Origin of the sequence: Devosia sp. Root685, from assembly GCF_001427875.1 — a bacterium.
Classification (GTDB): Bacteria; Pseudomonadota; Alphaproteobacteria; order Rhizobiales; family Devosiaceae; genus Devosia.
Window position 1 is genome coordinate 204,421 of the sequence record NZ_LMHK01000003.1, and the last position, 14,458, is coordinate 218,878.

Annotated in this window: 13 protein-coding genes; 4 read left to right on the forward strand and 9 right to left on the reverse strand. The window is 60.3% G+C overall.

Translation table 11 applies throughout. The features are described 5' to 3' along the window. Nucleotides 1-9: 9 nt before the first annotated feature. Nucleotides 10-816 (reverse strand): DNA adenine methylase, encoded by an 807-nt coding sequence (locus tag ASD83_RS16205; protein WP_056312850.1) that lies wholly within the window; start codon nt 814-816, stop codon nt 10-12. Then, nucleotides 813-3,161: a DGQHR domain-containing protein gene (locus tag ASD83_RS16210; RefSeq protein WP_056312851.1), complete on the reverse strand. Its 2,349-nt coding sequence runs from the start codon at nt 3,159-3,161 to the stop codon at nt 813-815. Before ASD83_RS16210 ends, ASD83_RS16205 begins: the two co-directional genes overlap by 4 nt. 135 nt (nt 3,162-3,296) lie before the next feature. Between ASD83_RS16210 and ASD83_RS16215 the strand changes: the two genes are divergently transcribed. Next, a complete protein-coding gene (locus tag ASD83_RS16215; RefSeq protein ID WP_056312853.1) occupies nt 3,297-3,824 on the forward strand; it encodes a hypothetical protein in 528 nt (175 codons plus the stop codon). Nucleotides 3,825-4,261: 437 nt separating this feature from the next. Here the strand turns inward: ASD83_RS16215 and ASD83_RS16220 are convergent, their stop codons facing one another. From ASD83_RS16220 to ASD83_RS16245, 6 genes are all read right to left on the reverse strand, one after another. Then, entirely contained in the window at nt 4,262-6,586 is a 2,325-nt protein-coding gene (locus tag ASD83_RS16220) for a membrane-bound PQQ-dependent dehydrogenase, glucose/quinate/shikimate family (protein ID WP_056312855.1), read from the reverse strand. Between the two features lie 253 nt (nt 6,587-6,839). Continuing rightward, the gene (locus tag ASD83_RS16225; protein WP_244489208.1) at nt 6,840-7,547 is read right to left on the reverse strand and encodes a L,D-transpeptidase; all 708 of its coding nucleotides are present in this window, start codon (nt 7,545-7,547) and stop codon (nt 6,840-6,842) included. An 87-nt stretch (nt 7,548-7,634) separates the two neighbouring features. Next, nucleotides 7,635-7,973 (reverse strand): hypothetical protein, encoded by a 339-nt coding sequence (locus ASD83_RS16230; RefSeq protein WP_056312857.1) that lies wholly within the window; start codon nt 7,971-7,973, stop codon nt 7,635-7,637. Nucleotides 7,974-8,025: 52 nt separating this feature from the next. Further along, entirely contained in the window at nt 8,026-8,733 is a 708-nt protein-coding gene (locus ASD83_RS16235; RefSeq protein WP_056312859.1) for a M48 family metallopeptidase, read from the reverse strand. A 170-nt stretch (nt 8,734-8,903) separates the two neighbouring features. Continuing rightward, on the reverse strand, nt 8,904-10,538 hold the full coding sequence (locus ASD83_RS16240; protein WP_056312862.1) for a TadG family pilus assembly protein: 1,635 nt from the start codon (nt 10,536-10,538) through the stop codon (nt 8,904-8,906). Beyond that, the gene (locus ASD83_RS16245; protein WP_082561277.1) at nt 10,535-10,978 is read right to left on the reverse strand and encodes a TadE family protein; all 444 of its coding nucleotides are present in this window, start codon (nt 10,976-10,978) and stop codon (nt 10,535-10,537) included. The genes ASD83_RS16240 and ASD83_RS16245 overlap by 4 nt, the downstream gene beginning before the upstream one ends. 130 nt (nt 10,979-11,108) lie before the next feature. Between ASD83_RS16245 and ASD83_RS16250 the strand changes: the two genes are divergently transcribed. After that, the gene (locus ASD83_RS16250; RefSeq protein WP_056312864.1) at nt 11,109-11,900 is read left to right on the forward strand and encodes a hypothetical protein; all 792 of its coding nucleotides are present in this window, start codon (nt 11,109-11,111) and stop codon (nt 11,898-11,900) included. 7 nt (nt 11,901-11,907) lie between these two features. On the opposite strand, the gene ASD83_RS16255 is transcribed toward ASD83_RS16250, so the two are convergent. Then, the gene (locus ASD83_RS16255; protein ID WP_056313322.1) at nt 11,908-12,390 is read right to left on the reverse strand and encodes an SH3 domain-containing protein; all 483 of its coding nucleotides are present in this window, start codon (nt 12,388-12,390) and stop codon (nt 11,908-11,910) included. Between the two features lie 196 nt (nt 12,391-12,586). On the opposite strand from ASD83_RS16255, the gene ASD83_RS16260 reads away from it, so the two are divergent. Together ASD83_RS16260 and ASD83_RS16265 are read left to right on the forward strand one after the other, a co-directional pair. Next, entirely contained in the window at nt 12,587-13,606 is a 1,020-nt protein-coding gene (locus ASD83_RS16260; RefSeq protein ID WP_056312867.1) for a 2-hydroxyacid dehydrogenase, read from the forward strand. 173 nt (nt 13,607-13,779) lie between these two features. Next, nucleotides 13,780-14,442, forward strand: a complete 663-nt coding sequence (locus tag ASD83_RS16265) for a hypothetical protein (protein ID WP_156386014.1) — start codon at nt 13,780-13,782, stop codon at nt 14,440-14,442. The last annotated feature ends 16 nt before the right edge of the window (nt 14,443-14,458 follow it).

The window sequence follows — 14,458 nt, forward strand, 5'->3', positions numbered from 1 at the left end:
CGTTCTGCTTCAACTCGTAATCAGAAGTTCCGTAGATTGTGCGCGATGCATTGCTTTCGCGGCAATAACGCTGTGCCGGCCCAACTGTCGGTGATGTCCAAAATCACGATATAGATCGCGCACGCTCTCGTGATCTGCGTTGGTTATGGCAAACAAAGCGCCACGCGCGGCTGCTCGTCTTATTGCGTCACGCAAGCGAACTTGGTCGTTCCACGCAAATATGTTCTGATTATACTTCACGAATCCATTCATATTGTGCCGAACGGTGTAAGGGGGATCCGCGAATATGAAATCCCCCTCGCCCGCCCGGTTGATCGTTTGCTCAAAATCCGACGTTGCGAGTTCTGCGCCTTGGAGCGCTGCGGACCAAGCGATGAAGTTGTCTGCGGTCGAAATGACAGTTTGTTTCGTGCCGATGGGGACATTGAATTGACCCTTTAGATTCTCGCGATAGAGCCCGTTCCAGCAGGTCCTGTTCAAGTATAAGAACTGCGCCGCTCTTTCCGCTAGATCTGGGAAGCTCCTCGATCTCGTTTCGTAGTAGTAGCTTTTGGAGTGCGCTGCGGCGTGCCCCTGAAGAAGGAGAACAAGCCGGTCCAAATCGTCCCGTATAGCGACGTAGACCTCGATCAAGCGTTCATTGGAATCACTCAATACCGCCCGCTCTGGCCCAGTTTCGAAAAAAACGGCTCCGCCGCCTAGAAACGGCTCAACGTACCTTCCGGGGAAGCTAGGCGTTGCAAACTGCCCGCTTTCGAACATCCACCGCTTGCCACCCGCCCACTTCAGGAACGGCTTCAAAGGTTCTTTACTCATACTGGAAATTTCGGGCTAACTTCAGTTCGCAACCACTCAATAAAATTCAGATCTTCGTCTGTATACGTTTTCAATTGATTCTTATGTGCAGCGATATTTCTCAATTCATTGAAGTCCTGGATCCAAGATAGGTAATACTTTTGACCAGTCCTCTCCTCTGATTTTGGATTTTTAAAAGCATGCTCGAAATGAGACCAGTTGTTGGGCTGTTTAACAATTTCTGCTAAATCAACAATATTTAGATAAGCCTCTTTCGGCTTACGACGCGACTTGTCTCGCTGCTGCGCCTCGAAAGCGTTCCGCCTAATTCGCTCGCTTTCAACCCCAGTTTCCCAAAACGCTTGCTCATCACTGGCCAACCGATGCGTGCCATGCACCTGCTTGAGCGTGTCGATCACGTAGTTGGTCAGACGCTCGGACAGCTTCATGAGAAACTGATTTACTTCATCTATCTTGTCCGAGTTGCTCTGCTCAACCCACCGCAGGAACTCTTCGGTGCCAAAATCGGAGTGAGTATCAGTCAGGATCCTCATCAAGTGATACGCGTACTCCTTCACACCGCCCTCACCGAATTTGCGTGAGAACTTTTCTTTGACCAACTCGTCAGGTGCATCCCTGATAAATTTGTAAATCGGCTCGCAAAAGGTGATGATGTGCGCAGCAAAGTCCGGCGATTTTAGAAGCTGAAAGTCCAGAGCCTTTTTGTGCGATAAGTAACTTACGACCTCGGCGATAACGGAGAGGTGGGCGCGCAGCCCCGGATTGATCGCGATAAACGCGTCCCTACCGCTCTCCCAACGCTTCGGATTAGCCTCTCGGACCTTTTCAAAATACGCGTTGAGGACGCTTGAGGCCCGCGCGACAGTTTCGTCATCGGTCGCGCCAGTAAGGGGGCCGGGCGCGACAGAGGAACCAGCAAGCCGTCCGACTAGTCCGGACCGACGAAATCCATTTACTGCCTCAGAAATTGTAAGATTCTGGTTAGGCTCTGCCGGAACACCATGTACCGCGAAACGCCGGGACAGGGGGCTAGTTTTGTCGGTATTTAGGGCGCGCACAACAGCCGAAGCAAGCGCAGACAGCGCCGTAGACGGGTCAGCATCGCCCATCCGAATATCCGCCAACAGACTTACCAGAAGTCCCTTAGGCACGCTCTTTTGCTTGTGATTTATAGTGATAAATAGGTCGGCCTCCTTCTGAACTGCCATCTTTTCAAAGGCTAAAACAAACAAACTCTGGTCGAGATGTTTGTCCGTAAGGTGAGAAAAACCGTACAGGCGGTGCTGTCCGTCGATAATCCACGCAGAACGATATTTTGACGGCAGAGTGAGCCAACCGAACTTTATGTTGGGATCCGTATTTTCTGCATTGGAGATGAGATCGAACCTCGGCGCATCGGAAAAATTGACCAATATGTTCGTGGGAAAGAAACCACCCTTGGAGATATACTCTCCTATCTCTTTGATTCTACTTGAAGATATCATCCGCTGATACGCAGGACGGCCATCGGGGTGATTGAGTGCCTGATGGTTTATGAATGCAATTTTCTGTAGGTTTCGCGGCGTAGTCACGAAACTGTAGAAGACTTCGCCACCAATTTTACCTCGGATTGCGGGCAATTTGATATCGGACAAACCCGGAACTTTTTGGCCTCGAAGAAACTCTCCAAGTATCTGATATTTTCCGGCAGGCCCCATGTGCCGCACAAATGTCTCGAAGTACTGAAGCTCATTCTCGGTGAGAATTTTTATGCCGTGAGCTTCTGCTCTTTCCACGTCTGGCACCGACCAAAGTATGTTGCTGGTCGCATATATCCAAATTATTTTTGGCCTATGCCCGTTCTTCTGTTTCTTGTTTATCGACTCTCTGAAATATTTCTGAAGCGAAACGGTCTCTTGGATGTCTTTCTGAAGCGACCGCCGCCCACGCTCCAATTTCGATTTGCATTCGATCACGACCGCCGTTTCGTCGTCTTCGGCATAGACGTCGATTTGCTTACGTCCTTTGGAGCCATCCCCTCGGATGAATGAAATCTTGAAATTCGTGCCGTTGAGGGTCCTGTAGCCCATGGATCGGAATAGGCACCACACGCGATCCTCTAGCAAACGCTCGTGGCCCTTTGGGCGCTTTAAGCGAGCCGCACGTTTTCCGGGTCGCTGTAGTGCCCAACCTTTAGCCTCTTCCGCCTCAATATCGGCAGGATGCACACTCTTTAAGTCGTACTCGTTCTTGCGCCTACGATACTCCGACGCCAGCGAAGTGACGTCATCCAACAGTGGTGAAAGGAAATTGGAATCGTCCTCGTAGACCTCCAAGGCCTCGACGACGTCATCGCCAGTATTCATTGCAGTGTTTGCCCCCTACTACGAACACAAGAATCGGCCGCCGACGGTATGTCAAGCATGTCCGCCTCGGGAGACTGTTATCCCCGCCATTCGACAGTCCGGTATCCTACCGTGGCAACTGTGTAGGAGACCTCCATGCCCACCGCCCTTCCCCAAATCACCCACCACCTCGCAGAGCGCCACGAGGCGCTCTGGCTCCGCCTTTCCGCCCTCCACAAGGACGTTTGCGCCATCGCCACCAAAAAGCCGGAGGCGCCGGTGGGGAATACCGAGCGGGCCACGGTGGAAGGGTTGATCAGCGATTGCCGGCCGTTTCTCAAGAAGCCGGCGGATCGGCTGCCCGTCGCCGCGCAACACTTTGCCGGGCTCGCGCTGCAATTGGGCCAGGTGCTGGCCATGCTGGAGGATTTTGAAAATCGCCATGCCTTTTGGGATGGCAAGGCGGGTTGCCGGGTTTGGCGCGTCGCTGGCCCGACACTGCCCATGGCGCGGCTGCGCGCGGAAGTGCCGCCCTTTGAGCTCAAGACATATAAGGGCCGCGATATGCGGGAGGCTCTGGCCAAGCTGATGAATGCCAAGGAGAGCCGGGTTTATGAGGCCGGCTTTGCCGCCGGGCGCGCGGCGCGGTTGGGGGCGCCGCCGGTCGATGAAAATTCGATTTGAAAAACTTATCCCCGGTCCCCCGGCGGGGTTTAGATTAAAACCCATCACCTCGCACGGGCAGGTCTGCATGCGAACTGAGCGGGGTGTACCGGTCGCGGTCCCGTTCGCATGGGAAAGCGGGTTCGGGCATCGGTCCCTCGCGACGAGCGATCAAGAGGCGCTGTGGATGCTGTCCAAAAACCCGGCCCCCGGGGTGGCTTTTGCCCCATTTCTAAATTCCCAAGGAGCAAATGCCACCTCGGGGTCTGCTCATTTGCAATTTAACCGGAGGCGGCAACGTCGGCCGGGGTTTTGGCTTGGGCTCAAAATTCCCCACCAACGCGATGTCACCCCGGCCTGCGCCGGGATGACACGCAGTGGGTGTGAAACCCCCGCGCCAAAAAACAAAACCCCTCCCCACACGAAGCGGGAAGGAGCAAAAACCCAAAAGACCAAAATCAGTTGGGCAGGGCGAAGGCCATGACGTAGTCGCCCTTGTCTTCTGAATAGGGCGCGCCGCCGACGGAAATGAGCACATATTGCTTGCCCGTTGCGGGGGAAACATAGGTCATGGGCGTGGCGCTCGAGCCGACCGGGAGCGGGTACTTCCACACTTCGTCGCCGTTTTCGGCGTCATAGGCGCGGATGTAATAGTCCTGGTAGCCGGCAAAGAAGACGAGGCCGCCGGCCGTGGCCGAGGTGCCGGCATATGTCGGCAAGCCCATGGGCATGGGGAGCTTGGTCTTGATGCCCAGGGGCCCGAGCTGTTCGGCGGTGCCGGCCGGCACCTGCCAGGCGATCTGGCGGGTGTTCATGTCGATGGCCGTGACGGTGCCGAAGGGCGGGTTGACGCAGGGCACGCCGAGCGGGGAAACCCACATTTCGGTGGCCATGCCATAGGGCGTGCCATGCTGGGGCGAGGGGCCGTGGCCGGTATCGTCGGCATGGACGCTTTCGGCGAAGGCTTCGTAGTCGTCGCGCGGCACCAGGGCGAACTTGCTCGGGGCGCGCACGTCGTTGACGAAGACGCGGTTATTGGGGATGTCGACCGAGACCGAACCCCAGTTGAGCCCGCCGATATTACCCGGCTGGGAGATCACGTAGTCGAGCCCGATGGGGGTGAAGTCACCCTCGTAGCGCAACTGCTTGAAGGCGATGCGGCACATGAGCTGGTCGAACATGGTCAGCCCCCACATCTTGGCTTCGGTCAGATGTTCCGCCCCGATCGTGGGCATGCCGACCGAATAGGGCTGGGTGGGGGAGAGATATTCCTCCGGCACATGCCCGGTCTGGGGCACGGGCTTTTCCTCGACATCGGCCAGCGGCTCGCCCGTCGCGCGATCGAGAAGGAACAGCTGACCGCGCTTGGTGGTCTGCAGCACGGCGGCAAGCGTGCCGCCCTTGCCATCGGGCAGATCGAGCAGAGCCGGTTGGCTGGGCAGGTCATAGTCCCAGAGGTCGTGATGGACGGTCTGGAACTTCCAGCGCTCGCGGCCGGTATTGACGTCGAGCGCCACGAGGCTGGCATTGTATTCGTCGGCAAAAGGCGGGCGATTGCCGCCAAAATAGTCCGGCGTCGTATTGCCGAGCGGGGCGTAGATCAGGCCCAGCGTGTCGTCATAGGCGGCCGTGGTCCACATGTTTGGCGTGCCGCGGGTATAGGTCTGGCCCGGCAGGGGCAGTCGGGTGATGGCCTTGTTGCCGAGGTCCCAGGCCCAGTCGAGTTCGCCGGTGATCACATTGAAGGCGCGGATGACGCCCGAAGGTTCGCCCACCATCTGGTTGTCGACCACCCAGCCGCCGACCACGATCTTGTCGCGAGCAACGAGAGGCGCCGAGGTCTGGAAATAGAAGCCGGGGATGATTTCGCCCATGTTTTCGCCCAGCGACACGACGCCATTGGTGCCGAAATCGGGGCAGACGGCGCCGGTCTTGGCGTCGATGGCAAAGAGGCGCGCATCCATGGTGGTCATGATCAGGCGCGTATTGCAGAGCGCGCCATCGGCTTGCTGGTCAACGGGCAGTTCATAGTAGCCGAGGCCCCGGCAGCGCTGCCAGAAGGGGCCGCTGGCCTTGGGGTCGAACTTCCACACTTCCGCGCCGCTATCGCCATCGATGGCGATGATGACATTGGAGGTGGTGCAGGAATAAACGAGGTTGCCGATCTGCAGCGGCGTGTTCTGGTCAAGCCCGATATCACCTCGCCCGGTCCGATAGGTCCAGGCGAGGTCGAGATCCCCGACGTTGTCGCGGTTGATCTGGTCAAAGGGCGAATAGCGGAGGCCCGCCGTGGTGCGGCCATAAGAGGTCCAGTTGGCCGGCGTATTGTCGCCGACAGCCGGTTGATAGGCCGGAATATCGGCTGAGGGGCGCACGACGCCCTGGGGCTGGAAGGCAAAGGCAAAACCGGCGGCAAAGAGCACGGCCGCAAAAGCCGCGCCGCCATAATAGGCGCCGCTGCGGACGGGCCGTGCGAGGGCCGGCGTGAAGAGAAGGGCAAAACCAGCCAGCGCCAGCGGCGCCATGAGACGGGCAAAGAGCGGCCAGAATTCAAGCCCGGCTTCCCAGATGGCCCAGGGCACGCTCAGCACGGCAACGAGGAGCACGAGTTGCCCCCCGAGAGCCTTGTCGCGCAGCATCAAGACCGCCGCGACCAGATAGACCACGCCGACAATGGCGTAATAGGCCGAGCCCCCAAGCGTAATCAGCCATAGGCCACCACCCGCCAGACCCACGCCGATCAGCGCAAGGACAATGGCGTATAACCGCGCCAGCAGTTTCATGAATCACCTGTTTTCAAAAGGACGGCCGAAAGACGCTGGGCCGAGAAGGCCTACTTCGCCTTGCCAGATGAGCTTATCGCCGCGCCGGCCCGACGTATAGGTCAAGACATAAACATGAAGCGGCATGCGCCTCGGGGGCAGGGGTTGTCAAGTTGGGCATGCCCCTGCCGAGAATCCCCCTTGCCGATAGGGCAAGACCCAGGCGTGCGACAGCCAAAGAAAAAGGCCGGCATTGCCGGCCCTTCCCAAAGGATCAAATGACCGACTGATCGGCCAGGACGACGATGGGCGAGCCGTTGGGCACGCGGTCATGCAGGTCGATGATGTCCTGGAACAGGAGCCGCACGCAGCCCGAAGACACGGCCTTGCCGATCGAATGCACGTCCATATTGCCATGCACGCGATAGAGCGTGTCCTTGTTGCCCTGATGGATATAGAGGGCGCGGGGACCGAGGGCGTTTTCGAGCCCAGGCGGCTGACCATGGCGATATTTTTCGATTTCCGGCTGGCGATCGATCATTTCGGATGGTGGGGTCCAGGTCGGCCATTTGCGCTTGTAGGCGATATGGGCGCGGCCATTCCATTCAAAGCCCGCGCGGCCAATGCCAACGCCGTAGCGCATGGCGCGGCCATCGGGCATGGTCCAGTAAAGGAAACGGTTGGCGGTATCGACGACCACCGTTCCGGGCTTCTCGCCGGTAATATTGTCCACTTCCTGGCGCCAATAGATCGGATCGAGCAGGTGGATGGGCGCGGCGGGGATGGGGAAATCCTCATCCGGCAGCGGGCCATACATGGCCAGAACCTCGGGCGGCACGATACGGCCTGCGGGTTCTGCGGTGGCAACGGCCGAGCGGGTGGAGCCGGTGGTCGTGCAACCGGCAAGGGCAAGGGCGCCGAGGCTGGCAAGGCCAGCCAGCACGGCGCGGCGCGACGGGTGCGCGCTGATGATATCAGTCACAAAAATATCCTCGGCCCCGCAAGGGGGCGCTAAACGAAGGGCAGAGCCCGGAGGGGCTCTAAGGGAAGGAAAGGAGAAGGGCTTCGTTCAGGCCGATATTGGCGGGCGGAGAAAATCTTCGGCGAGCCAGCGGGGAGCGGCGGCGGCGAAGCCATCGCTGGGCGCCTCACCTTCGGGCCCGACCGGCAATTCGGGCAGCAGCACGGGAATGGCATGGTGCGACCCACAGGGCATGACAATGCCCTCGCCAAGATCGATCTCACCGCGCTGCACTTTGACGGTGATGCGAATGGGCACGTTCTCGGCATCGACGTGATTGAGCACGACGATAGGGGTTGCCACATAGCGATGCGCATGCGCAGTCGTCACCCCGGCAAGGGTGGCGAAGGCAAAGAGAATCGCTATGGAAAGGACAAACCGCTGCATATCCCAAGGCTGCTGGGGGCCAATTGCGGCGAGAAGGGGGCGAGTGACGCTTTCAGCCGCTATTGCCGGGCGGCTCCCATGCCATCAGCTGCCGACCGTGTGCTTTTAGCCACGCTCGCCCGCGCTCCATGTCCGGCAGGGTGCGCTTCACGGTCGCCCAGAAGGCGTCCGAATGGTTCATTTCGACCAGATGCGCCACCTCATGGGCAGCGACATAATCGAGCACGAAGGGTGGAGCGAGAATGAGCCGCCAGTTGTAATTGATCGAGCCCGTCGAGGAGCACGAGCCCCAGCGGCTCGATTGACTGCGCAACTTTATATCCTTCACCGTGACGCCTAGCCGGGCGGCATGAACGGCGCTGCGCTCGGACAGATCGTTGAGCGCCTCGGCCTTGAGCCAATCGAACAGCCGCCGCGGCTGGTGCTCCGGCGAGCCGGGCACGCGCAATTCGGGAAGATCGGCGAGGGCTAAAATCTCCACCCGGCCGCGCAGGTTTCCTGTACCAACCACGAGATGCGGCACCCCGCGCAGCGGCACTTCCATGCCTGGCTCGAGACGCATCGAGCGCGTCGTGCGCGGCAGGCGGGCGGCCAGCCAATTGCGGTGACGCATGAGAAAGGCTTCGCCATCAGCCCAGCGCGCCCGTTCGGGCAGCGTCAGCACCGGGCCGGAGGCGGGCAGGGACAGCCGAAAACTCGTCGCCCGCTTGCTGATTTTGACGGCAACATCCACCGGGCGGCCATCGATTTCGACGGTCACGCTTCTGGGGGGCTTTGGCGCTTGGCGAAGGAATGAGAACATGGGCAGGGGAATCGGTCTTTTGCCCAGTCTAGTGGTGTTTTCGTCTCGCCGCCAATCGACCGCTGCGCCGGGACAAATGCGGGACCGCATTCGGCCCTCAAAGTGAGCCGCCCCAAAGACTTGCAAAACTATCCCACCAGCACTGGATTGAGGCAGCGTACGCCATAGACCCGCACGTCCGCCTCCCCGATGCCGAGACCCAGCGTCGTGAGGAGCGTGTTGACGATGGAATCGAGCGGCGCGGCAATCGGGGCAATGGTCGTTTTGAGCGCATTGAGGATGGCATTGAGTGGGGACAGCCCGAGGCCCAGCACGGAAATCTCAAGGTTGAGATCACCCAGCAGCGACTGGCCCAGCGAGGTCACGAGCGTCGTGGTCTTGGCGGTCTTCATCTGGGCGGTGCCGATATCGCTGGAGGAGAATTTCAGCAGCACGGGCGTCGTCTGCGCCACTTTCACATCTGCCGAGGCGGAAATATCCAACAGGAGCGCATCGAGAATACGCACCGGCGTGACTGGCAACTTGGCGCCGAAATTGCGCATTTGCGCATTGGTGACCTGCCCCACGGCAAGTTCGAGCGCGCCGGGCAGCACGGCGATTTCAGCGGTGCCATTGGGGCTATTGCGATCGGGGCAGGTGGCTCCGGCCACGCGGGCCTCGGCAGGCGCGAGGTCTAGCCAGAGCGGCAGGCGGATGAGGGCGCTCTGCAATATGAGGCCGCCGAGAAATTGCGCCTCGATCCGCAGCCGCACTTGCGCGGTGCGAACGACCGTATCGACCGGCCCGAGGGCGAACCAGCCCCCACCCTGTGGCGGTTCACCGATCGAGAGATCGACCGAGAGCGCCGCAATGCCGGGCAGGTTTCCGCCAAGGCTGAGCCAGACCTGCTTGTTGCCATCGGCGAGAGCGGCGGCGGCGGAGAGAATTTCAAGCGCCGACAAGCGGGCATTGAGCGCCGACCCGGCGCTGTTGAGGGCCAGAGAGCCGTAGTGCCCGAGATCAAAGAGTTTTCCAAGCGGCACGCTATTGCCCCGGCCGGCATTGGCCAGCGTGGTGAGCACGGTCTTTTGCGCCCCGGTGGCGAGACTGGCGAGGGCCCGCGCTATATCTCCAGAATAGGCTTTCGTTGCGAGAATGTCATTATAGGTGCCGGCATTCACGCCCAGTTGCAGCGCCAGTGCATCGAGGAAACTCAGGGCATCGACACGCGCGGAGGCAAGGTTGTTATAGTCCACGAGGGACAGGTTGACCGTGGTGCCGAGCAGAGTGCCGAGCAAGGCGTTAGCGATGCCGCCATTCAGGCTTGCGAGGCGCGACCCGAGCGAAAAGGAGACCTCGGGCGTGACGGTTGCGAGACCCGTTGCCCCGATCGTCGGGGGCTGAGTGAAACTCGAGGCGAAATGCAGCGTGCCGGGCCGATTGAATTGCACTTTCACCGCATTGGTGGGCGTGCGGTTGGGAGTGAAACGGTCTTCCGGCGCGCGGGTCGGGTCGGCCTCGAAGCGCCCCACGGTGACGCTAAGGCCGGCCTGATCGGTATAGCCGGCCTTGGTCAGCACGTCGGCAACGATCTCCCCGGCGCGGCCCGGATTGCGCGCGGCGCTGATGGCGGCAAGATCCACGCTCGATTGGATGGCGCGCCTTTCGTGATAGAGCGCGGCGGCATCCACGGCGATGGCGCCAATGACGCCCGATAGTGAAAAGGCGATGGCGAACAGCACGGCCATATTGCCGCTTCTGTCGGCAAGGAACGGCCCGATCACAGCCCGCCCTGCCGGATTGTGGCGCCAAAGACCATATAGCGGCTGGGCATGGGCAGGGGCGGATAAAGGTTCCAGATCGGCAATTCTATGGCGTCATAGCGCAGGGCGACGCGATATTGGGTGGGATCGCCGGGGTCATCGCCAATGGCATAGGTCAGGTATTGCCGGCTGAGCAGCATATAGTCGCCGGCGTGACGATCGAGATAGCGCCCGACGAGCCTGTCGCGCTCGGCGGTGTCGAGCCCGGCGATGGAAATGCGCGCCGCATCGGCAGCCAGCTGCTGCAGGGAATGGGCGGCCCCGAAGTAGAGCCCATAAGCAAGCATGCCAAAGAGCATCATCAAGTAAACTGGCGCCAGAATTGCAAATTCTACTGCGGAGCTACCAGAATTGTTGCCTAGACAGGAATCGCGGTGGTACAGCATACTGTCACCATGCATCCGTTGTCAGATAATTCTCCTCCCCAATTGTTATCAAAATATAAAAAAGTACTTAGGGGGATTTCCTGATTCTTCGGGCCTTGGACTGGCGTGTGGATGGCGCTATAGGGGGTAAAACCCGGAAAATCCTGTGGCCGCCCGCAATTTCCTCTTTGCCCTTGATGACGATGATGTGGCGCTGACCCGGTTTCTCGAAACCACCGCGCGGGTCACCGGCTTTCTCAAGGGCGCGCCGGGTGGACCACTGCCGGGCTGGTACGTCCCGGGCGGGGACAATGCGCCATTCCTGCGCGAACTCTATGCAAGGCTGGAAGCGACCTATCCTGCGGCCGGCCAACCATTTTATGCCGTGCGGCTTCTCACCAATCTCTTCTGGCAGCCGGCCTATCTCGCCGTCATCGGCACCCACGTGCATGGCGCCCTGCCGCAACTCTCGAGCGTCAGCCAGCAGGTCAAGGGGATCGACGTCAGCGGCTTTCGCTTGCCGCCCGAGCCCCAATACACGGCGCCCCTCGACGATCTGATCTTGCGCGCCGGCACTGATCTCCGCGTCTTTGCCGATGCTCTCCTCGCCGAAATCAACGCGGTGACAAAGCTCAGGCGCCTGCCGGCTCTGCGCCTCGTGACCGATCGCATGCTGGGGCTGGTGTTGCGGTTAAGAGACTATGCTCCGGGCATAACCCTCGAAGAGCAGCGCCGTATCTGCGACCTGTGGCTCTCAGCCATGGACCTTGTGGGGAAGGGCGATCTCGAAACCCTCGTTCTCGCCGATGGACGGCAGGTGCTGATATCAGCGCGAAAAGGCTGCTGCCTCGATTATCTGGCTTTTCCCGATGTCTATTGCAGCACCTGTCCCAAGCAGGACGATGACCTGCGTCTCGCCCGCCTGCGCGATGAAGCGCAGGCCGAATGCGATGCCTAGAGCATAGTCAGTCGAAAACCTCGTCGGGATAGACGCCCCAGATTTCTTCCTGCCGTACATAGCCCGAGAAATTGGCCCGCTCGCCCGGCTGCCCGGCGGTAACAGTGCACCAGTCGCCGTCGCATTCCGAAATATTGACGCGCACGCCCGGAGAAAGCCGCGCCCGCACGCCCGATTCGGCCGAGCGCGACGCATACATATCGACTTCGCCATTTGCTGAAATCGGGGTCACATAGCCAGCGCGCGTCCCGACGAGGAGGCTCTGGTGCACCCAGCCCTCTTCCCCGTCCATGTCGCGAATCTTGCGCCAGGTATCGAATTCCTGGACGATTTCGACGGGCACGCCGGAAACCGTATAATTCCAGGCAATGTCATATTTCGTGCCGGGGCCGACACGTACATTGATGGGGTTGGAGCGGGTGGAAACAAAGCGCGGCAATTTCAGCCCCGAAACCGATTCGGCCTGGGCCCAGGCGGCGGGCGCACTCATGAAAAGGCTCGCCAGCACCAGCGGCAAAACGGCGAAAAAGCGCGGAAAAAGTATACGGGCACGGCCCGAACTGGCGTGCGAAATGAACATGACTTTGCAGACGGATTGGAATTGCCCTATCACTACGGCATGATCCTTAACGGTCCTTAAAGGATAGGCGCAAGCCATCCCTTTGTGATCAGGTCGCAAGGCAAGCATGACATCGAGCAAACCGAAAATTCTGGTGACTCGTCGCCTGCCCGAGACCATCGAAGCGCGCATGGCGACGCTTTTTGAGACCGATGTCAATGAAACCGACCAGACCCTGACCGCCGAGGATATCCTGGCCGGGGTCGAGGGCAAGGATGTGCTGGTCTCGACCATTACCGACCGCATCGATGCCGATCTCATTGCGCGCCTGCCCCAAAGCGTGAGGCTCATCGCCCAGTTCGGCAATGGCGTCGACAATATCGATCTTGAGGCCGCCTGGGCGGCCGGGCTGACCGTTACCAATACGCCGAGCGTTCTCACCGAAGACACCGCCGATATGGCCATGGCGCTGCTGCTGGCGCTGCCGCGGCGGCTTGTGGAAGGCACGCAGGTGCTCCTGCGCGATCGCAGTTGGGCCGGCTGGTCGCCCACCTCCATGCTCGGCAATCGGCTCCGCGGCAAAGCGCTCGGCATTGTCGGCATGGGCCGCATCGGCACCGCGGTGGCCCAGCGCGCCCGCGCCTTCGGCCTCAATATCCATTATTTCTCCCGCAACCGCCGCCCGCCCGGCGTCGAAGAGCCCCTGGGCGCGACCTACTGGCCCGAGCTTGAGCCCATGCTCGAAGCGGTCGACATCGTTTCGCTCCACACCCCATTGACGCGCGACACGGCAAATATCCTCTCGGCCGAACGCCTCGATCGGATGAAGCCGGGCGCCTATGTGCTCAATGTCAGCCGTCCAGAACTCGTCGATGAAGTGGCGCTGATCGAGCGCATCGAGACCGGCCGCCTCGCCGGCGCCGCGCTTGACGTTTTCGACAATAGGAAGGGTATCAACCCCCGGCTCCTGGCCCTGGCCGAAACCAATCAGGTGGTGCTCACGGGCCACATGGCCTCGGCAACACTCGAAGCGCGCATCGAGATGGGCGAAACGGTTATCGTCAATATCCGCACCTTCATGGACGGCCACCAGCCGCCGCATCGGCTCTTGCCTGAATCCCCATTGCCGCGGAGCGCAAGGGGATAGGGGCCGCCCCCACCTCCCATGTGTTGCAGCTTTCCTTCAACCGCGGCACCATCATCACGCCTGTCACTCGTTCGCCTTGCATGGGCGAAACTTCCTTTCTAATCGTGCGCACAGCAGCTGGCCTTTGGGGGCTTGGGCCGGGCTGCACCTGTCTTTGGGCTAAGGAGTGCCCCGTGACGCCGTTGAGAACCGTTTGTCTTGTTCTTGTCGCCTTGGGCGCCGCCACCATGCCGGCGGCGGCACAGATTCGTAGCACCCCACCCCTTCTCGAGGAAAGCGGCAAGCTGGCGCTCGATGCGATGGGTCACCAGCTCTCGCTTCCCCGCCCCGATTGGCTGACGGGTGACGAGGCCGCGCTCGCCCGGGTTGAAACCACTTTCCTTGCCGAAGACGGCCAGGCTCTGCTTGAAATCTATCCCAAGGGCGAGAGCGAAGCGCTCTGGACGACCCTTTATGGCGCGCGCATCAGCCGCGACGAAAACGAGCGGACCCTGGCCGATTATCGCGCCGCGCTGATGGTGCTGCACGCCAATAGCTGCAATCCGGCGCTGACCGGCTTCTTCCAGCTCGGCCCCGACAAGGGCGATAACGATCTCGCGCCGCTCGGCTTTGTCTGCGGCGCCTATGCCGATCGCTATTCCACCTTTGCCGGTCTCGGCGAAATCATGGTCGCAAGCTTCCAGCGGTCCGATACGGGTGTGGCCATCATCTATCAGGAATGGCGCGGCAAGAGCTTTGATCCCGGCGATCCCAAGACCTGGCCGGTCGCGACCGAGGTGGTCCAGGCGCGGGCAAACCAGCTCAAAGCCGAGGTCTCGCTCCGCAAGGCGGATTGACGGAAAGGTCCTAAAA